This window comes from Stenotrophomonas sp. AC248 (assembly GCF_979258185.1).
The window spans coordinates 274,578-294,085 of record NZ_OZ409840.1 but is presented as its reverse complement, the minus strand read 5'-3'; the positions used below and the strand labels follow the sequence as shown (position 1 = coordinate 294,085).

Below are 19,508 nucleotides of genomic sequence, written 5' to 3'. Positions count from 1 at the left end.
ATTGCGCGCCCCGCACGCGGTGGGCCTGGTTGTGTCCCGCCAACGAGCGGGTGCATGTGACCCCACCACCAACACGCCGCCCGCACCCGGCTTGCCCAATAATGGCGCACCTTTCCTGCCCGGCGCCCGCATGAGCGTTCCTGCCGTTTCCCTCGATGACACCGTCACCGCGCCCCCACCGCCGCGTCCGCGCGCGCCGATGTCGCTGGTGGTGCTGGCCACGCTGGCCGTGGGGTTCACGCTCTGGGCCGCGCAGGAGGTGATCCTGCCGGTGCTGCTGGCGATGTTCCTGGCGCTGGTCTGCAACCCGATCCTGCGCCTGCTGGGCAAGCTCTGGATTCCCCGCTTCCTGGGCGCGGTGCTGGTACTGGGCCTGGGCCTGAGTGGTGCCGCCGCACTGGGCGTGCAGCTGGTGGGGCCGGCCATGGAGTGGGCGCAGGAAGCGCCGCAGCAGCTGCGCAAGGTGGCTCGCCAGGTGCAGGACCTGACCAAGCCGGTGCAGCAGGCCAACCAGGCCGCGGAGAACTTCGCCCGCGTCGCCGGGGGCGAGAGCAGCCGGCGCGTGCAGATCGTGCGTACCCAGCTGGACGACCCCTACAAGGTGCTGACCCGCGCGCCACGGCTGGCCGCGTCCGTGCTGGCGGTGGTGCTGTTGACGCTGTTCTTCATGATCTATGGGCAGAACCTGCAGAAGCATGCCATCGCGTTGTTCCCCAGCCGCCAGCAACAGCGCTTCACCACCGACATCCTGCGTTCGATCGAACGCGAGGTATCGCGTTACGTCCTCACCATCACCGTCATCAACGCCCTGGTCGGGCTGGTGTTCTCCGGCGTGTTGCTGCTGCTCGGGATCAGCCTGCAGGAAGCGCTGCTGTGGGGCACCGTGGCGGCCCTGCTGAACTTCGCACCGTACGTGGGGCCGCTGATCGGCGTGGCGCTGATGCTGCTGATGGGCTTTGTGGAGTTCAGCGATCCGCTCAAGGCCCTGCTGCCGGCGGCCTGCTACCTGGCCCTGCATACCATTGAAGGCCAGGTGGTCACCCCGATCGTCCTGGGCCGGCGCATGGCGATCTCGCCGTTGATCCTGATCCTGTCGCTGCTGGTGTTCGGCTGGCTGTGGGGCATGATCGGGCTGCTGCTGGCGGTGCCGCTGCTGGTCTGCGTCAAGCTGGTGCTGGCGCGGCTGGACGGCATGCACGGCTGGGCGCGGCTGCTCGAGTGAGCACGGAATGCCGAGGATTCGGCTGGCCGCACACTCATGATGCTGCCAGAATAACCGCCCTTTTTTCGGATGGACCCGGCCTTGATGTCTTCCCTCGTTACCCGTTGCCTCGCCCTCGCCGGCCTTGTCACCCTCGCTGCGCCGGCGTTGGCCGCTCCCCTGCCCAGCGCCGACGTCGCCGGACAACAGCTGGTCGAGGCGGTTACCTGCAAGCGCCACCTGACGCCTGCGCAGTTCGCCGCCCTGGCCAAGGTGCTCAAGCCCACCGAGCTGCAGGCTTACGGCGCCCTGTCCGACGGTGAGTATGCGTTGACCACGCCGCTGCTGGTGCTGGGCCAGCCGGTGAACCGCTTGCACCTGTACGACGGCGCCAATGGCGAGGACGGCGTCGACAGCTACACCGCGTACTTCAGCACTGCCAGTGTCGAGCAGATCGCCGCGTTGGCGAAGATCCGGGACAATGTAGCCGGTGACTACCTCCTGGAGATGGGTCGCCATGACCTTAACGTGCGGCAGCAGGATGGCCAGGCATCCATCGGCTGTTCCTACGACCTGCGCTGAAGGATCTTCACCGGCGATCCCTGCGCGCGCCATGAAAGCCCGCGCGCGCAGGCGTAGAATGGCGGGGTGAATTTCCCAGTCCAAGCCATCACCCTCGACCTCGACGACACCTTGTGGCCGTTCGCCCCCATCGGCGCGCGCATCGACCAGGTGTTGTTTGAGTGGATGCTGCAGCACAGCCCCGCCACCGCCGCGATGTACCCCGTGGCGGCCATGCGGGAGCTGCGCGAGCGCTCCTTCCACGACAACCCGCAGCTGCACCACGACCTGAGCGCGCTGCGCCGGTTGACCCTGCACGAAGCGCTGGAGAAAAGCGGTGCCGACCTGGCCCTGCTCGAGCCGGCCTACGAGGCGTTCTACGCCGCGCGCAACCAGGTGGAGTTCTACCCGGACGCACTGGACGCGCTGGCCCGCATCGCCGCGAAGGTACCGGTGGCCGCGCTCAGCAACGGCAACGCCGACCTGCAGCGGATCGGCCTGGCCCACCATTTCAGCTTCCAGCTGGGCTCGCGCGAACACGGCGCGGCCAAGCCGGCGGCCAGCATTTTCCACGCTGCCTGCGACCGCCTTGGGGTTGCCCCCACCCACGTGCTGCACGTGGGCGACCACGCCGAAATGGACGTGGTGGGCGCCATGCAGGCCGGCCTGCGCGGCTGCTGGATCAACCGTGAAGCGCATGTCTGGAACCACCCTTCGCTGCAGCCTGACCTGCAGTTCGACACCCTGACCGGGCTGGCCGACTGGCTCGATGCGAACGCATCGGCACAGCACGCCTGACCACGAACGGAGCCTTTTCCCGCATGACCCAGATCAACGGTTTCACCACCGAGGCCGCCAAGGCCCTTCCGCTGCACGTGATGGAGCGTACGCAGTTCGCCGCCTGGCGCGCGCAGCAGAGCGAGGCGCTGGTTGCCTGGATCGATGCGCAGCATTTCAACGGCAGCGGTGGCAGCGTGGTGCTGCTGCCCGGCGAGCATGGCCTGGCCGGTGCGATCGTGGGCGTGGGTGATCCCGGCGATGCCTATGCGTACGCGCATGCGCCGTTCGCGCTGCCCGAAGGCACCGTGTGGAAGGTGGCCGATGCGCTGCCGGCGGATGTTGAAACCCTGCTGCACCTGGGCTGGGGTCTGGGCAGCTATCGCTTCGCGCGGTACCGCAAGCCCAACCGCGCCCCCGCGCAGCTGCTGGCCACGCCGTCGGCCGAAGTGCGCGACGTGGTGACCGCCAGCCTGCGCGTGCGCGACTGGGTCAACACCCCCACTGAAGACATGGGGCCGCAGCAGCTGGAAGACGCCGCGCGTGCGCTGGCCGACGCACATGGTGCGCAGATCGAGGTGATCACCGGTGACGCGCTGCTGGCGCAGAACTTCCCGGCCATCCACGCTGTTGGCCGCGCCTCGCACCGTGCCCCGCGCCTGATCGCGCTGCGCTGGGGCACCGCCGGCCAGCCGCATGTGGCGCTGGTGGGCAAGGGCGTGTGCTTCGACACCGGTGGCCTGGACATCAAGCCGGCCGACGGCATGCGCAACATGAAGAAGGACATGGGCGGCGCGGCGCATGCGCTGGCGCTGGCCGGGCTGATCATGGCCCAGCAGCTGCCGGTGCAGCTGACCCTGCTGATTGCCGCGGTGGAAAATGCGATCGGCCCGGATGCGTTCCGGCCGGGCGAAGTGATCGCCACCCGCAAGGGGCTGAGCATCGAAATCGACAATACCGACGCCGAAGGCCGGCTGGTGCTGTGCGATGCACTCACCTACGCCAGCGAACAGCAGCCGCAGATCGTGCTCGACTTCGCCACCCTCACCGGCGCGGCACGCATCGCGCTGGGCCCGGACCTGCCGGCGTTGTTCAGCAACGATGACACCCTGGCCCAGCAGTGGCTGCAGGCCGGCGAGCGGACCCGCGACCCGGTCTGGCGCATGCCGCTGTGGCGCCCGTACCTGCGTTACCTGCACAGCGGCATTGCCGACCTGGCCAATGCCGGCTCGCGCATGGCCGGTTCGGTCACCGCCGCGCTGTACCTGGAGCGTTTCATCGCCGAAGGCCAGGTCTGGGCGCACCTGGACGTATACGCCTGGAACGACGGCGAACGCCCGGGCCGCCCGGCCGGTGGCGAAGCGCTGGCGCTGCGCTCGGCGTGGGCAATGCTGAAGGCGCGCTACGCCTGACCCCGTAGAGCGGGGCTCTGCCCCGCTGCCCGGCTGACCGACCAAACATCGTAGAGCGGGGCTCTGCCCCGCTGCCTGGCTGACCGACCGAACATCGTAGAGCGGGGCTCTGCCCCGCTGCCTGGCCGATCGATCTGCCGGGTAGAACCCAGCACTACGTGGCTGCCTGGCCGATCGATCTGCCGGGTAGAACCCGGCACTACACCCCCCGGCCAACTCTTGTCGAAAATGTGAATATCGGCGTGCGCTGCCTTCTGACACCATGCCCCTGTCGCCCACCCACACACACGTGAAGGCAGGATTCCGGACATGTCGCTCTTTGGTTACACCCGCGCCGGCCAGGAGCCGGGCGCCCCGCGTCCCCCGTCGCCGCTGCTGTGGATCGCGCTGATCGCGCTGATTGCCGGCCTGCTGGTCCTGGCATTTGCCTGGCTGGCCGGCTGGATCGGTCGTGACCGCGCCACCGCGCAGGCCTTCACCGACAGCATCGAAGCCACCGGCCCGCCCCACCCCGGGTTCCGCCGTGCGCACAGCAAAGGCGTGTGCGTGAGTGGCAGCTTCCAGGGCACGCCGGACGGTGCCGCGTTGAGTTCGGCCCGCGTGTTCCGCCAGGCGCAGGTGCCGGTGCTGGGCCGCCTGTCGATCGGCGGCGGCGATCCGCACGGTGCCGATGCCAACGCGCGCGTGCGCAGCATGGCGCTACAGCTGGTGAGCGATGACGGCCAGGAATGGCGCACCGCGATGAACAGCTTCCCGTTCTTCGCCGTGCCCACCGCCGAGGCCTTCCTGGAACAGACCCGCGCCGGCATTCCCGACCCGGCCACCGGCAAGCCGGACCCGGCGAAGATGGCCGCGGTGCAGGCCAAATACCCCAGCGCGCGCGCTTTCGGGGAATGGGCCAAGACCGCGCCGTGGTCCAACAGCTGGGCCAACACCGACTACAACGGGGTCAACAGCTTCCGCTTCACCGCCGCCGATGGCAGCCAGCACTTCGTGCGCTGGAGCATGCGCCCCCAAGCCCCCTTCGTGGAGATGACCGCCGCGCAGCGCGCGCAGGCCGGGCTGGACTACCTGGCCGACGAGTTCGCGCAACGGCTGGCGCAGGGCCCAGTGCGCTGGGACATGTGGGTGACGCTTGCCGAAGCGGGCGACCCGATCGATGATCCGTCGCAGGTGTGGCCGGCGGAGCGCCGCCAGGTCAAGGTGGGCACGCTGAGCCTGGTGTCGATGCAGCCCCAGGCCGAGGGCGCGTGCCGCGACCTCAACTACGACCCGCTGATTCTGCCCAGCGGCATCGCCGGCACCGATGATCCGATCCTGGCGGCGCGCTCGGCGGTGTATTCGCAGTCGTTCAACCGCCGCGAGCGCGAAATCGCCAGCGGCAAGGGTGCCGCCGCCACCGGCAAGGAAGGTGCGAAATGAACCGCGATACCGGCCACTTCAACCTTACCGCGCGGGTGCTGCACTGGCTGATGGCCGCGATGATCCTGACCATGCTGTTCGTGGGCGTGGGCATGGTGGCCGCGCTGCAGTGGCGGCCGATGCTGGTGGACCTGCACCGGCCGCTGGGCATCGCGATCCTGCTGCTGGTGCTGGTGCGCCTGTACAACCGCCTGCGCCACCGGCCGCCGCCGTTGCCGGCCGACCTGCCGGCCTGGCAGGCCGCTGCCGCGCATGCCTCGCACTGGGTGCTGTACGGACTGATGCTGGCGATGCCGCTGGTGGGCTGGTCGATGTTGTCGGCCGGTGGGTATCCGATCGTGATGTGGTCCGGGTTCAACCTGCCGGCGATCGTGCCACATGATCCGTCGCTGTACGCCGCGCTGCGCAATGCGCACAGCCTGCTGGCCTATGCGTTGTTCGCCACGGTGGTGGTGCATCTGTCGGCCGCGCTGTTCCACCTGTGGGTGCGCCGCGATGGGGTGTTCCAGGCGATGGCGAAGGGGCCGGGGCGCGCCGACGGTCTGGACACCGACAAGCACCGGTAGCTACCGACCGTTGGTCGGTAGATGGCCATCCGATCAGCGTTGCGAGGAGCCGGCCAGCGGCCGGCACTACCGGTGTGATTGCATTGCACCCACCAACGGTGGGTGCCTACCCGGTTGGGCGTGGCGGCGGTCGGTATCGGCGTCGCGCGCATTGCACCCACCAACGGTGGGTGCCTACCGGGGTGGGCGTGGCGGCGGTCGGTATCGGTATCGCGCGCATTGCACCCACCAACCGTGGGTGCCTACCCGGTTGGGCGGGACGGCGGTCGGTATCGGCATCGCGCGCATTGCACCCACCAACCGTGGGTGCCTACCCGGTTGGGCGGGACGGCCATTGGTATCGGTATCGCGCGCATTGCACCCACCCACGGTGGGTGCCTAGCGGGCGGCGCGGTGGGCTTCGACGAGGGCGCGGTAGCGTTGGCGGTGTTGGGTGCATTTGGCCAGCACTGCCTCGGGCGTGCCGGTGGCGTAGCGCTCGCCCTTGCCCAGCAGCATGGCGTCGAAGCCGGTGCTTCTGAAGCGCTTTCCCTGGTGCCCCACGTACACGTCGATGTGCTGGTAGAACTCGGCCAGGGGCATGCTCGCGCGCGGATCGCGGGCGCCGATTTGGTGGTCCTGGCCGTGGGTGGGAACGGTGGCCGGCCGCACCGCGCCTTCCACGTGCGGCAGGTTCGCCTCGATCCAGGCGAACTCTTCCAGCGGCAGGCTGGCCATGCCCATCTCCAGCTTGGCCAGGCGCGGCAGCGCCAGCAGCGCGCCCATCACCGGCGACACCTTCGGTGCGCGGAACCACGACACATTCAGTCGCTCCAGCGCCGGCAGGCCGGCAAGAAAGGCGAAATCGTCCACGGGCTGGTTCCAGTCCAGCGTGCCCAGAAGGGTCAGGTCGCGCAATGCAGTGGCGCCGGCCAGGCCGGAAAAATCGTGCACCCGCCGTAGGTTCTCCATGTGCAGCGCCTGCAGCGCCGGCAGGCGGCCCACGGGCGACAGATCGGAAAACGCCGAGACGTACTCCAGCACCAGTTCGCGCAGCCCGTGCATGCCCTCCAGCATCGCCAGCGTCTTTGGCCGCGCATGGCTGATCCGCAACGCGGTCAGCTGCGGCAGCTGCGCCAAGGCAGCCAGCTGGGCCTGGTCGGGTTCGTGCAGGGTCAGTTCGCGCAGCGCTTCCAGCTGCAGCACGCGCACCCAGTTGCGGTCGTGGCGGGTCAACGTGAGCCGGGTGGCGTCGTCGGGCGCGTCGGCCACGTCCTCGTAATGGCACGCCCAGCGCTGCGCGTTCGGCGTGATCGTCCACACCCCGCTGGCACGGTCGATGAGATCGGCGAAGTGGTGTTTCATCGGGTGCGCATCCGGTCCATGGAACGCACAGGATACCCGCTTGCCTACAGCCAGCCTTTCTGCCGCGCCAGCCGATACGCTTCGATGCGGTTGGCCACGCCCAGTTTGCCGATGCATTCGGACAGGTAGTTGCGCACGGTGCCGTGCGACAAGCCTAGTTGGGTGGCGATCTCGCTGGCCGAACGCCCGTCGCCAGACAAGCGCAGCACCTGGCGTTCGCGGTCGTTGAGCGGGTCGGCCTGCGACCAGGCATCCAGCGCCAGCTGCGGGTCGATCGCGCGTCCGCCGCGCTGCACCTGGCGCAGGGCATCGGCCAGGCGTTCGGCCGGGGCGTCCTTGAGCAGGTAGCCGCACACCCCGGCATCCAGCGCGCGGCGCAGGAAGCCCGAGCGCGCGAAGGTGGTCACGATCACCACCTTGATCGGCAACTGCTGGCGCGCGATGCGCTGGGCCAGCTCCAGCCCGGACAGACCGGGCATTTCGATGTCGGTGACCAGGATGTCCGGCTGCAGCTGCTGCAGCATGCGCCACGCTGCCTCGCCATCGGCGGCGCTGCCGAGCACCTCGATGTCCGGCTCAAGGCCCAGCAGGGCCGACAGCGCGCCGCGCACCATCGCCTGGTCTTCGGCCAATACGATGCGGATCATGCCGGCCCGCCCGCGGGCAGCGATGGTGCCGTCGGCAGGTCGGCCGGCAAGGCGGCCACCGCCGCGGTTGCCGCTGGCAGCGGCACGCGCACCGTGACGCAGGTGCCCTCGCCCTTCACCGACTGCAGCACCAGCGTGCCGCGCAATGCCGTCACCCGTTCGCGCATGCCACCCAGCCCGTTGCCGTCGGCCTGCACGCCGCCACGGCCATCATCGCGGATCTCCATCAGCAAGCTGCGCCCTTCCTGTTCAAAGCGTATCCAGGCCTGGTGTGCCTGCGCGTGCCGGGCGATGTTGGTGGCCGCCTCGCGCAGCACCAGCGACAACCCGCGCTCCACATCCGGCGGCATCGGCGGCGGCGGCGCGTAATGCAGGTGCACGTGCTGGCATTCCAGCAACAGCCGCGCCGACGCCAGCTCGGCTGCCAGGTCGCTGGCGCGGATGCCGGTGACCGCGCTGCGCACTTCGGCCAGGGCCTGGCGCGCGATCGCTTCGGCCTCGGTCACTTCGCGGCGCGAGCCCTGCGGGTCGCGGTCGGCCAGCTTGCGCGACAGTTCCAGCTTCAGCGTGATCAGCGACAGCGTGTGCCCCAGCAGGTCGTGCAGGTCACGGCCGATGCGCTCGCGTTCGGCGGTGGCGGCCAAACGGCGCACTTCCTCCTGCGACAGCTGCAGCGCCGCGTCGCGGTCCTTGTTGGCCCGTTCCACGTTGATGACGATGCCGAGGATGAGGCCCATCGAGGGAATCCACACCACCAGCTGCCACGGGTAGCCCACCCACAAGGCGACCACCACGAACAGGCCGTTGAGCGCCAGCAGCTGCAGCATGTAGCGCAGCATGCTGGTGTCGCGGCACACCCGCAGCATCACGCACCCGAAGATGAAGTAGCTGATGCCCGAGGGATAGAACGGCAGCAGCGCCAGGCCCATGGCCACCATGGCCAGCGCATAACGCGGCCCGTGGTGGCGGGGCGCCAGCAGCAGGCGCACATACAGGACCAGGAACACCGGGTAGGTGAGCAGGGTCAACCACAACCACTCGAGCGTGTAGCCCGTGCCGAAGATGGGGGTGAAGAACACCCAGCCGGTCCACAACAGGTGGACCGCGTCGGCCCAGGCCGGCTTGCCACGGCGCAGGTTGTCGGCCACCGACGAATCCGGCGCGGGGCGCAGCAGCGAGGCGATCCAGCGCGAAGGCACGGTCGGTTCCAGGGCGGGGCGGTCAGGCGCGATCATGCCAGTTTCGTCCGCCGCTTAGCCAACCCGGCGCAGGCGCCGCCGCGCCAGCCCCAGCGCCACACCGGTGACCGCCAGCAACACCGCGATGTGCACCCACGTGCTGCCCTGGGCCGGCATGCCCACCGCCGGCAGCGCCAGTTGGGCCAGGTGCCAGGTGGGCCACAGCGGGGCCAGCGCGGAAAACACCGGCGGCAGGATCGACAGCGGCAGCCACAGCCCCGACAGCAGCGCCAGCGGCAGGTACACCAGGTTGACCACCGCCGGGGCTGCACTGGCACTGACATGGCTGCCGATCCACAGCCCGATCGCGCCCAGCGGCAGCGCGGCGAAGCCGGCCACGGCCAGCAGCCGCAGCACCATCGCTGGCGCCAGGCCCACCCCGGCCAAGGCGGCCACCCCCAGCAGCACCAGCGCCACCAGCAGCGCGAACAGCACCGCCATCAGCAGCCGCGCCAGCAACGGGGCCATCGGCGGCAACGGCAGCGCGCGCTTCAGCGTGAGCAGGCCGCCTTCGCGGTCCAGCGCCAGCTGCACGCCGAAGCCGAACAGCGCCGGTGCCATCGCGCCGAACACGCAGTAGGTGGCCAGCAGGTACTGCGGCGCGTGACCGCGACCGAGCAGTATCCCGAACAGCGCATAGAACAGCACCGGAAACAGCAGCGAAGGCAGCGCGAAGGCCGGCGTGCGCCAGGCGCGGCGCAGTTCGCACAGCGCTTCGGCGCGGTAGATCCGCCAGCTGGAAGCGCGCGGCTGCGCGGTCGGTACGGTGGTCAGGGTGTTCATGCGGCCTCCCGGGTCAGTTCGACGAAGGCGTCGGCCAGGCCGCCGCCGTGTACCTCCAGTTCCTGCAGCTGCGGGTCTTCGGCCAGCAGCCGCGCCACCACCGGTTCGGCCGGTTCGGCCAGCAGCTGCAGGCGCAGCCCATCGCGCTGCACCTCGCGCACGCCGGGCCAGGTTTTGAGTACCTCGGCATCCAGCGCGCTGCGGCAGCGGATCCGGCGCGGGGCCAGTTGCTGGCGGAACTGCGCCAACGGTCCGTCGGCCAGCACCCGTCCCTGTTCGATCACCACCACGCGCTGGGCCAGTGCTTCGGCCTCTTCCAGATAGTGGGTGGTCAGCAGCACGCCGCAGCCTTCGCTGGCCAGCTGCCGGATCGCCTGCCACAGCGCCTGCCGGGCCTGGATGTCCAGGCCGGTGGTGGGCTCGTCGAGGAACAGCAGCTGCGGCCGCCCACACAGCGCGATGGCGAACTGCACGCGGCGCTGCTGGCCACCGGACAGCTGGCCGTAACGGCGCCGTGCCAGAGCGGCCAGCCCGGCCAGTGCCAGGCACTCTTCCAGCGGGCGTGGGTCGTCGTAGCAGGCGCTGGCCAGCGCAATCAGTTCATCCACCTGCAGCACCGGCGGCAATGCGGTGCTCTGCAGCATCACCCCGATGCCCCGCCGGCTGGCCCGCTGTTGCGGGTCGCCGCCCAGCAGCTCGGCCTGGCCGGCATCCAGGGCGCGCAGGCCCAGCAGTACCGAAATCGCGGTGCTCTTGCCCGCGCCATTGCGGCCGAGCAGGGCCAGCACTTCGCCGCGCTGCAGCGAGAAGCTCACGCCCTGCAGTGCGGCGACAGCACCGTAATGCACCTGCGCATCGCGCAGCGTGGCCAAGGCAGTCGGGCAGGAAACGGACATCGGGACACTCCGTAGCGGGTTCGGCACAGCGTCGCGCCGCGGCGGGCCCGGTCCCAGTGGCCGCCGTCAGCGCAAGCAGGTGACAGCTGTCACTGCCGTCGCGCCCGGCCGGTGGGCATGCTGTGCACCTCCCGGCCCGGTGCCGGTTTGTCCCCGACCGCCGTTGCGGTCACACTCGGCCCGATTCCCCGTCCAGACTCACGATGAACGCATCCGCTGAACTGCTCAAGGAACTCCGCATCGACCGCAAGGCGCCCCCGCCGCCGTCCGCGCCCCGCCGTGGGCTGTGGATCGGGGTGGCCATCGTCGCCGTGCTCCTGCTCGTTGGCATCGGCTGGTTCCTGTTCGGCCGGCAACGCCCGATCGAGGTGACTACCGCGCCGGTGGTGGCCATCCAGCAGGGCGGCGCCAGCGGTTCGGTGCTCGATGCCAGCGGCTACGTGGTGGCGCGGCGCATGGCCACGGTGTCGGCCAAGATCACCGGCAAGGTGCGCGAGGTGATGATCGAAGAAGGCATGCGGGTGGAAGAAGGCCAGGTGATGGCCACGCTCGACCCGATCGATGCCAACGCCCAGCGCAGCCTGTCGGCCTCGCAGCTGGAGGCCGCGCGCAGCCAGCTGGCCGGGCTGCAGGCGCAGGTGGCGCAGGCCAACGCCGAAGCAGGCCGCCTGCAGACGCTGGTGGGCCAGCAACTGGTGTCGCGCTCGCAGTACGACCTGGCCATCGCCCAGCGCGACAGCCTGCGCGCGCAGCTGCGTACCGCCGAACGCAACACCACGGTGGCCAACGATGCCCTGGCCATCGCCGACCTGGGCGTGGACAACAACACCGTGCGCGCACCGTTCTCCGGCGTGGTCACCGCCAAGGCCGCGCAGCCGGGCGAGATCGTGTCGCCGTTGTCGGCCGGCGGTGGCTTCACCCGCACCGGTATCGGCACCATCGTGGACATGGAGTCGCTGGAGATCGAAGTGGAGGTGGGCGAGTCGTTCATTGGCCGCGTGCAACCGAAGATGCCGGTCGAAGCCACGCTCAATGCCTACCCGGACTGGAAGATTCCAGCCGAGGTGATCGCCATCATTCCCACCGCCGACCGCGGCAAGGCCACGGTCAAGGTGCGCGTGGCGCTGAAGGTGAAAGATCCGCGCATCGTGCCGGAGATGGGCGTGCGGGTGAGCTTCCTCGAGGCCGCACAACCGGCGCAGGCTGCCGTGCCCAAGGGCGTGCGCGTGCCGGCGGCCGCCCTCGTGGAGCGCGACCAGAAAACCGTGTCCTTCGTGGTGAAGGACGACCAGCGCGTGGAGCAGCGCACGGTCACCGCCGGCGCCACGCTCAACACCGACCGCCAGGTCAGCCAGGGGCTGAGCGCGGGCGAGGTGGTGGTGCTGGACCCGCCCGCGGCGCTGAAGGACGGCGGCAAGGTCGTGGAAGCCAGTAAATAGGCGGCGCCGCCGCGCAAGGCGGCGCAGCCCAGTGTGTGACCCGCGCGCCCCCGCGCGCGGCCTCGAACGTGCGCTACCCGTGCCGTGCAGGCGCGCAGGCTGGCCGCTGTCTGCCACCGCGCATCCCACCCGGGCACGGCCCTCATTCCGCCGCAGGCAGGCACGGCTGCTGCATGCCGGTGCGTCTTCGATCCGCCTTGATCCACGGAGAACCATCCATGTCGACCCTGGTTTCGCTCCGCAACATCACCAAGACCTACCAGCGTGGCCCCGAGAAGGTGCAGGTGCTGCACGGCATCGATCTGGACATCCAGCGCGGCGATTTCGTCGCGTTGATGGGGCCGTCCGGCTCGGGCAAGACCACCCTGCTCAACCTGATCGGCGGGCTGGACACGCCCAGCGACGGTGAGATCGAGATCGAAGGCGAACGCATCGACCGCATGAGCGGCGGCCAGCTGTCCACCTGGCGCAGCCACCACGTCGGCTTCGTGTTCCAGTTCTACAACCTGATGCCGATGCTGACCGCGCAGAAGAACGTGGAACTGCCGCTGCTGCTCACCCACCTGGGCGCGGCCCAGCGCAAGCGCAACGCCGAGATCGCGCTGACCCTGGTGGGCCTGGCCGACCGCCGCAGCCACCGCCCCAATGAGCTGTCCGGCGGCCAGCAGCAACGCGTGGCGATCGCGCGGGCAATCGTGTCCGACCCCACCTTCCTGATCTGCGACGAACCCACCGGCGACCTGGACCGGCAGTCGGCCGAGGAGATCCTGGGCCTGCTGCAGCAGCTCAACCGCGAGCACGGCAAGACCATCATCATGGTCACCCATGACCCCAAGGCCGCCGAGTACGCCACCCACACCGTGCACCTGGACAAGGGCGAACTGGCCAGCGCGCCAGCGGCCCACTGACGGAGGATGCCGCGATGAAGTATTTCTCGCTGGTCTGGGCCCAGCTGTTCCGCAGCAAGACACGTACGCTGCTGACCCTGCTGTCGGTGGTGGCCGCGTTCCTGCTGTTTGGCATGCTCGATTCGGTGCGTGTGGCGTTCAACTCCGGCGGTGAGACCATCGAAGGTGCCAAGCGGCTGGTGGTGTCCTCCAAGCTGTCGATTACCCAGAGCCTGCCATTGCGCCTGCTGCGCGACATCGAGGCCACCCCGGGCGTGCGCAAGGTGAACTACGCGATGTGGTTCGGGGGCATCTACCAGGACCCGAAGAACTTCTTCCCCAGTTTCTCGGTGTCGGACAACTACATGGACCTGTACCCGGAGTTCGAGCTGCCGCCGGCGCAGGCTGAGGCGTTCAAGAACACCCGTACCGGCGCCATCGTGGGCGAGACCCTGGCCAAGCGCTTCGGCTGGAAGCTGGGCGACACCATCCCGATGCAGGCCACCATCTTCCCGCGCAAGGGCAGCAACGACTGGCCGCTGGAACTGGTGGGCATCTACCGGGCCAAGGACCGCAACAACGCCGGCGCGGAGAACCAGTTGCTGCTGCACTGGAGCTACTTCGACGAGTCCAACGATTACATCAAGAACCAGGTCAGCTTCTACACCGTGCAGCTGGACAACCCGGCGCACGCCTCGCGCGTGGCCCAGGCGATCGATGCGCTGTCGCTCAATTCCGACCGCGAAACCAAGTCGCAGACCGAAGCGGCGTTCTCGCAGGCGTTCGCCAAGCAGTTCGCCGACATCGGCCTGATCGTCACCGGCATCATGGCCGCGGTGTTCTTCACCCTGGTGCTGCTGACCGGCAACACCATGGCCCAGGCGGTACGCGAACGCATTCCGGAACTGGCCATCCTGAAGACACTGGGCTTCAAGGACGGCACCGTGCTGGTGCTGGTGATGGTGGAGTCGGTGCTGTTGATCGTGCTGGGCGGGCTGATCGGCATGGGCCTGGCCGCGATCCTGATGCCGGCCATCAGCGCCAACAGCCAGGGCATGATCAGCCTGCCGGGCGTGCCTGCGCAGACCTGGGCCATGGCGCTGGGCCTGATGGCGGTGATCGGGGTGGTAGTGGGCCTGCTGCCGGCATTGCGCGCGCAGCGGTTGAAGATCGTCGACGCACTGGCCGGACGCTGAGGAGCCCACCATGAAGACGCACTGGATGTGGAACGTGTTGACCGTGCTGCTGCTGGCGGTGGCCCTGGTGGTCTGGATCGTGCTGCCGTGGCCGGCGGTACTGGCCATCGCGGTGGGCGTGGCGGCCTGGCTGCTGCTGACCCGCAGCGGGCGGCTGTCGCTGGCGGCCGCACGCATCGGCATTGCCAGCCTGCCGCAGCGCTGGGGTGCCTCGTCGGTGATCGTGGTCGGCATTGCCGGCGTGGTCGGCGTGCTGGTGGCGATGCTGGCGATGGGCGACGGCTTCAAGGCCACGCTCAACCGCAGCGGCAGCGACGACGTGGCCATCGTGCTGCGCGGTGGTTCGCAGGCCGAAACCAACTCGGTGATCATGCGCGACCAGCTGCCGCTGATCCAAAGCCTGCCCGGCGTGGCCCGTGGCACCGATGGCAAGCCGCTGGTGTCGGCCGAGCTGTCGCAGGTGATCAGCCTGCTCTCGCGCAGCGACCACAGCGACACCAACGTGCAGTTCCGCGGGGTGGGCGACAAGGCGTGGGAGGTGCGCAAGACGATCCGCATCATTGAAGGCCGCCGCTTCAAGCCCGGCCTGCGCGAGATCGTGGTGGGCAAGGGGGCCAAGGCGCAGTTCGAGGGCCTGGAGGTAGGCAAGACCCTGCAGCTGGGCAAGCAGGACTGGACCGTGGTGGGCGTGTTCGCCTCCAACGACGTGCACGAGTCCGAGCTGTGGGCCGACACCCAGACCCTGTCCACCACCTACAACCGCAGTGCCTACCAGTCGGTCAATGTGCGCACCGACGGCACGGCCGGATTCGCCCGTTTCAAGGCGGCGATGGAAGCCGACCCGCGGCTGAAGCTGGACGTGGAAACCAGCCGCGCGTACTACAGCAAGCAGTCCGGCGGGTTGAGCAAGCTGATCAGCATCCTGGGCACGGTGATCGGCACGATCATGGCCATCGGCGCGGTGTTCGGCGCCCTCAACACGATGTACGCGGCCGTGGCGACGCGCGCGCGGGAGATCGCCACCATGCGCGCGATCGGGTTCCGTGGCCTGCCGGTGGTGACGGCGGTGATGCTGGAAACCATGCTGCTGGCGCTGCTTGGCGGCCTTCTCGGCGGGCTGGTGGCCTGGCTGGTGTTCAACAACTACACCGTGTCCACGCTGGGCAACAACTTCAGCCAGGTGGTGTTCCAGTTCCAGGTGTCCCCGCAGCTGTTGTGGACGGGGCTGAAGTGGGCGCTGGGCATCGGGCTGGTGGGTGGGCTGTTCCCGGCCCTGCGTGCAGCACGCCTGCCGATCACCACGGCACTGCGCGAGACCTGACACCGCACAGGATGCACCCGCGCGCGCGTTGGCGCGCACGCAATAGCAAACCACGAACCGCATCCGCATCCGCAAGGGTGCGGTTTTTTTTGGTTCTTCGCCCATCTGCGGGGCAGGCAAAAACGTGCATTGGCGCTTTCCAGGCGCAGCCGTCGGCGTGTCGGGCGCTGGGCCCCGATACCCTTTCCGGCGAATGTCCTCCGGCGTCGGCCTGCGGCCGCCCCCTCCCCCTTTATTTCGCCTCCAAGGGCATCGGGGCCCAGCGCCCGACCCACCGACAGCCTTCCAAAAAACGTGGCGTCCACCTGCGCACCGCAAGCCGAGCCCCGTAGCAGCCGGTAGGCTCCTGGGCAAAATAAAGGAGGAGGCCGCCCAGCGGCCGGGGGACATTTGCGCCAGGGGCCTACCGGCTGCTACGGGGCCCTCACGCTCGCGACCTCCCCGATCGGAGACGCCAGCCGCGGCGCCTGCACATCCGGCGACCCGCGTCCCGTCGTGCTCACTCTGCGACGGCCATTGCAACAAGACGCTTCCCTCAGATGGGAGAAGAACTTTTTTTGCGTAGCCACCCATGGGGTGGCTCTACCGGGTGGCGGATGCTGAACGCTTGTCGTTGTGCGCGTCTGCCGGCACTCAAGTTGCAGGGTGCATCGCCGTTATCGGTGCCTCTGCCTGCATCAGTGCGATGCACTGCACACACGACGGCGCGCATTGGAAAAAGATAGTTCGCGAACCCGCGAATTTGTCAGCCATCGTTCATTTTTAGCGGTTTTTATGCTTTCAAGTGAAAGTAAAAATTTTGAAAAGTCATTAGACTCCCGCCCCCCGGGTCGTGATGTTGTTCCCCACGTCGCCCGCAAGGGCGCTTGTTTTTCCTGAAAAGAGATATCGCACGGATGTATTTGAAGACCCACCCGCTGCGCAACGCGATTGCCATCGCGCTTGTTGCCAGCTGCAGTGCCCCTGCCTTCGCCCAGACCGCCACTGACGGCACCACCAATCTGGACCGCATTGAAATCACCGGCTCGCGCATCCGCCAGGCCAGCGTCGAGAGCGCCCAGCCGGTCGTCGCGCTGAACCGCGCCGAGATTGAGAAGAAGGGCTACGTCAACGTCGCCGACATCCTGCAGGACGTCACCGCGGCCGGTGCGCCGGCGATGAGCCGCGCCAACTCGCTCGAGTCGGGCCGCGATTTCGGCGGCATGTACGTCAGCCTGCGCAACCTGGGCCCGGAACGCAGCCTGGTGCTGATCGACGGCCGCCGCATGGGCGTTTCCGCCGCCGGTTATTCCGACCTTGCCTCGATCCCGTCCTCGATCGTGGACCGCGTGGAAGTGCTGACCGACGGCGCCTCGGCGCTGTACGGCTCGGACGCCATCGCCGGCGTGGTCAACATCATCACCCGCAAGAACTTCGACGGCGCGGAAGTGAACGCCTACGTCGGCCAGTACAGCGAAGGCGACGGCCAGAAGACCGGCTACAGCGCCACCTTCGGCAAGACCTTCGACCGCGGCTGGGTCACCGTTGGCGGCGAGTATTCCGACGAAGATGCGGTGCTGGGCAGCGCGCGTGAGTTCACCGCCTACCCGAACGGCCCGCGCCACCCGACTGACGGCCTGAGCGGCGTCACCCCGTGGGGCTATGCCACTGTCGACGGCAAGAACCTGAGCGTGGGCCCGGGCGGCGACCCGACCCAGCTGGGCAACTTCGTGCCGGCCAACAAGGCCAACGACGCCAACACCAAGACCAATATGAGCCTGCTCACCGGCCTGCAGCGCAAGTCGGTGTTTGCCAACGGTGGCTTTGCCATCAACGACAACCTGCGCCTGGTGGCCGACGCGCTGTACACCGAGCGTGAGTCGACCAAGCAGCTGGCCGGCTACCCGTACCAGAGCACCGGCTCGCGTGCGCTGCTGTCCAAGGACAGCGCGTTCAACCCGTTCGGCCGTGACGTGGCGTTCGCGCACCGCACCGAGGAACTGCCGCGCGCCACCGAGAACAACCTCACCACCAAGCGCGCCAGCGTGGGCGTGGAAGGCAGCTTCGAAACCGGTTCGCGGTACTGGGACTGGAACGTGAGCTACATGTACAACCGCAACGAAGGCGAGCGCATCGGTACGGGCAGCATGTACCAGCCGAACGTCAACCAGTCGGTCGGTCCGTCGTTCCTGGATGCCAATGGCGTGGCCCACTGCGGCAGCGCCGGCAACGTGATCGCCGGCTGCACGCCGTGGAACCCGCTGGCGCCGATGGGCTACACCGGCCCGGGCGCACTGGGCAACCAGGACGTGCAGGACTTCCTGTTCACCCGCTTCACCGACAAGATGCAGAGCACCACCAAGGTGGCCAGCGCGAACATCTCCGGCTCGCTGTTCAGCCTGTCGGCCGGTGACATCATGGGCGCCATGGGCTTCGAGCACCGCAGCGAAGAATCCAGCTACGACCCGGACATGATGGTGCAGAAGGGCCAGATTGCCGGCACCTCCGGCCAGCCGACCCGTGGCGACTACTCGCTCAACGAAGCCTACCTGGAACTGCAGGTGCCGCTGCTGGCCGACATGGCCTTCGCGCGCGAGCTGTCGCTGGACATGGCCGCCCGTTACTCGGACTACAGCAACTTCGGTTCGACCACCAACACCAAGTTCGGCCTGAAGTGGAAGCCGATCGACAGCCTGCTGGTGCGCGCCACCTACGGCACCGGCTTCCGCGCACCGACGGTGGAAGATCTGTACGGCGGCACGGTCACCACGCGTGATTCGTACACCGACCCGTGCGACATGACCTTCGGCGCTGCGGCCAACAACCCGCAGGTGCTGGCACGCTGCCTGGCCAAGGGCGTTCCGGCCAACTTCCACCAGCTCGCCGCCGACGGCAATGCCGCCACGGTGCCGGGCCAGCAGGGTGGCACCGACTTCACCTCCGGCTCCAACGCCGATCTGAAGCCGGAAACCGCCAAGACCTGGACCGTGGGCCTGGTGTACAGCCCGGAGTTCGTGTCGGGCCTGGACCTGAGCCTGGACTGGTGGAAGATCCGCATCAACGACGTGATCGTCGGTGAGTCGGCCACGGACATGCTCAACCAGTGCTACGTGCAGGGCGTGGACGCGGCATGCAGCCGCTTCACCCGCAGCAAGTCGGGCAAGACCATCGGTCAGGTCAGCAGCCTGGACCGCACCCTGCTCAACGCCGGCTACCAGGAAACGGCCGGCTATGACATTTCGGTGCGCTACCGCCTGCCGGAACTGGCGATCGGCAAGTTCGCGATCACCTGGAACACCACGTACGTGGATTACCTGGAACGCAAGAACGACAACGTCGACACCACGCCGGTGCGCCAGTACACGGGCTGGGAAGGCAACTTCCGCGTGCGCTCGAACCTGAATCTGGATTGGCAGTACGGCAATCTGGGCCTGGGCTGGACGGCACGTTACTACTCGGGCATGCAGGAAAACTGCGCATTCGCCACCGAATGCAGCAACCCGGGCTTCAGCTCGCCGTACACCGGCAACCAGGGCATCAACAAGGTGGGTTCGAACACCTTCCATGACATCCAGATGCGTTACATCCTGCCGTGGAACGGCACCATCTCGATGGGCATGAACAACGTGTTCGACCACCAGGGTCCGATCATGTACAGCCAGCCGAACAGCAGCTTCACCTACTACGGTGGCTTCGACATCGGCCGTTACATGTACATGAAGTACCAGCAGCGTTTCTGATCCACGGCTTACTCTCTCCAAGCCGTTGAATGGAAGTAAGGCGGCGCCCTCGGGCGCCGCCTTTTTTGTTTTCTTCAGCTGGAAGCCCTAAATCAAGAG

The 19,508-nt window shown here is 68.2% G+C and carries 16 protein-coding genes; 11 read left to right on the top strand and 5 right to left on the bottom strand.

Annotated features, from left to right (window positions below):
- Window positions 1–130 precede the first annotated feature (130 nt).
- The 6 genes from ACZ0AE_RS01310 (at window position 131) to ACZ0AE_RS01285 (ending at window position 5,939) form a co-directional block, all read left to right on the top strand.
- Window positions 131–1,222 (top strand): AI-2E family transporter, encoded by a 1,092-nt coding sequence (locus ACZ0AE_RS01310; RefSeq protein ID WP_038691037.1) that lies wholly within the window; start codon window positions 131–133, stop codon window positions 1,220–1,222.
- Window positions 1,223–1,306: 84 nt separating this feature from the next.
- Complete coding sequence (locus tag ACZ0AE_RS01305) at window positions 1,307–1,783, top strand: hypothetical protein (protein WP_463600196.1); 477 nt, start codon at window positions 1,307–1,309, stop codon at window positions 1,781–1,783.
- Window positions 1,784–1,849: 66 nt separating this feature from the next.
- Window positions 1,850–2,560 carry an HAD family hydrolase gene (locus ACZ0AE_RS01300; protein WP_038691038.1) on the top strand — a complete coding sequence of 237 codons (711 nt, stop codon included), beginning with the start codon at window positions 1,850–1,852 and terminating at the stop codon, window positions 2,558–2,560.
- A 23-nt stretch (window positions 2,561–2,583) separates the two neighbouring features.
- On the top strand, window positions 2,584–3,951 hold the full coding sequence (locus tag ACZ0AE_RS01295; RefSeq protein WP_038691039.1) for a leucyl aminopeptidase family protein: 1,368 nt from the start codon (window positions 2,584–2,586) through the stop codon (window positions 3,949–3,951).
- A gap of 309 nt (window positions 3,952–4,260) precedes the next feature.
- Window positions 4,261–5,373 carry a catalase family peroxidase gene (locus tag ACZ0AE_RS01290; protein WP_463600195.1) on the top strand — a complete coding sequence of 371 codons (1,113 nt, stop codon included), beginning with the start codon at window positions 4,261–4,263 and terminating at the stop codon, window positions 5,371–5,373.
- Window positions 5,370–5,939, top strand: coding sequence for a cytochrome b (locus tag ACZ0AE_RS01285; RefSeq protein ID WP_051598922.1), 570 nt, complete (start codon window positions 5,370–5,372; stop codon window positions 5,937–5,939). Before ACZ0AE_RS01290 ends, ACZ0AE_RS01285 begins: the two co-directional genes overlap by 4 nt.
- A 378-nt stretch (window positions 5,940–6,317) precedes the next feature.
- Here the strand turns inward: ACZ0AE_RS01285 and ACZ0AE_RS01280 are convergent, their stop codons facing one another.
- From ACZ0AE_RS01280 to ACZ0AE_RS01260, 5 genes are read right to left on the bottom strand one after another with little or no spacing between them, the layout of a single operon-like run.
- Window positions 6,318–7,283, bottom strand: a complete 966-nt coding sequence (locus tag ACZ0AE_RS01280; protein ID WP_051598923.1) for a hypothetical protein — start codon at window positions 7,281–7,283, stop codon at window positions 6,318–6,320.
- Between the two features lie 44 nt (window positions 7,284–7,327).
- Complete coding sequence (locus ACZ0AE_RS01275) at window positions 7,328–7,930, bottom strand: response regulator transcription factor (RefSeq protein WP_038691041.1); 603 nt, start codon at window positions 7,928–7,930, stop codon at window positions 7,328–7,330.
- The gene (locus tag ACZ0AE_RS01270; protein WP_448132827.1) at window positions 7,927–9,165 is read right to left on the bottom strand and encodes a sensor histidine kinase; all 1,239 of its coding nucleotides are present in this window, start codon (window positions 9,163–9,165) and stop codon (window positions 7,927–7,929) included. Before ACZ0AE_RS01270 ends, ACZ0AE_RS01275 begins: the two co-directional genes overlap by 4 nt.
- A gap of 18 nt (window positions 9,166–9,183) precedes the next feature.
- Window positions 9,184–9,951 (bottom strand): ABC transporter permease, encoded by a 768-nt coding sequence (locus tag ACZ0AE_RS01265; RefSeq protein ID WP_463600194.1) that lies wholly within the window; start codon window positions 9,949–9,951, stop codon window positions 9,184–9,186.
- Entirely contained in the window at window positions 9,948–10,847 is a 900-nt protein-coding gene (locus tag ACZ0AE_RS01260) for an ABC transporter ATP-binding protein (RefSeq protein ID WP_463600193.1), read from the bottom strand. Before ACZ0AE_RS01260 ends, ACZ0AE_RS01265 begins: the two co-directional genes overlap by 4 nt.
- 203 nt (window positions 10,848–11,050) lie before the next feature.
- On the opposite strand from ACZ0AE_RS01260, the gene ACZ0AE_RS01255 reads away from it, so the two are divergent.
- The 5 genes from ACZ0AE_RS01255 to ACZ0AE_RS01235 all read left to right on the top strand — a co-directional run bounded on the left by ACZ0AE_RS01255 (window position 11,051) and on the right by ACZ0AE_RS01235 (window position 19,409).
- Window positions 11,051–12,286 (top strand): efflux RND transporter periplasmic adaptor subunit, encoded by a 1,236-nt coding sequence (locus ACZ0AE_RS01255; protein ID WP_463600192.1) that lies wholly within the window; start codon window positions 11,051–11,053, stop codon window positions 12,284–12,286.
- Between the two features lie 218 nt (window positions 12,287–12,504).
- Complete coding sequence (locus ACZ0AE_RS01250) at window positions 12,505–13,194, top strand: ABC transporter ATP-binding protein (RefSeq protein WP_038691046.1); 690 nt, start codon at window positions 12,505–12,507, stop codon at window positions 13,192–13,194.
- A gap of 14 nt (window positions 13,195–13,208) precedes the next feature.
- Entirely contained in the window at window positions 13,209–14,369 is a 1,161-nt protein-coding gene (locus tag ACZ0AE_RS01245; protein WP_038691047.1) for an ABC transporter permease, read from the top strand.
- Window positions 14,370–14,379: 10 nt separating this feature from the next.
- Window positions 14,380–15,690, top strand: coding sequence for an ABC transporter permease (locus tag ACZ0AE_RS01240; protein ID WP_463600191.1), 1,311 nt, complete (start codon window positions 14,380–14,382; stop codon window positions 15,688–15,690).
- 896 nt (window positions 15,691–16,586) lie between these two features.
- Window positions 16,587–19,409: a TonB-dependent receptor plug domain-containing protein gene (locus tag ACZ0AE_RS01235; RefSeq protein WP_463600190.1), complete on the top strand. Its 2,823-nt coding sequence runs from the start codon at window positions 16,587–16,589 to the stop codon at window positions 19,407–19,409.
- Window positions 19,410–19,508 lie beyond the last annotated feature (99 nt).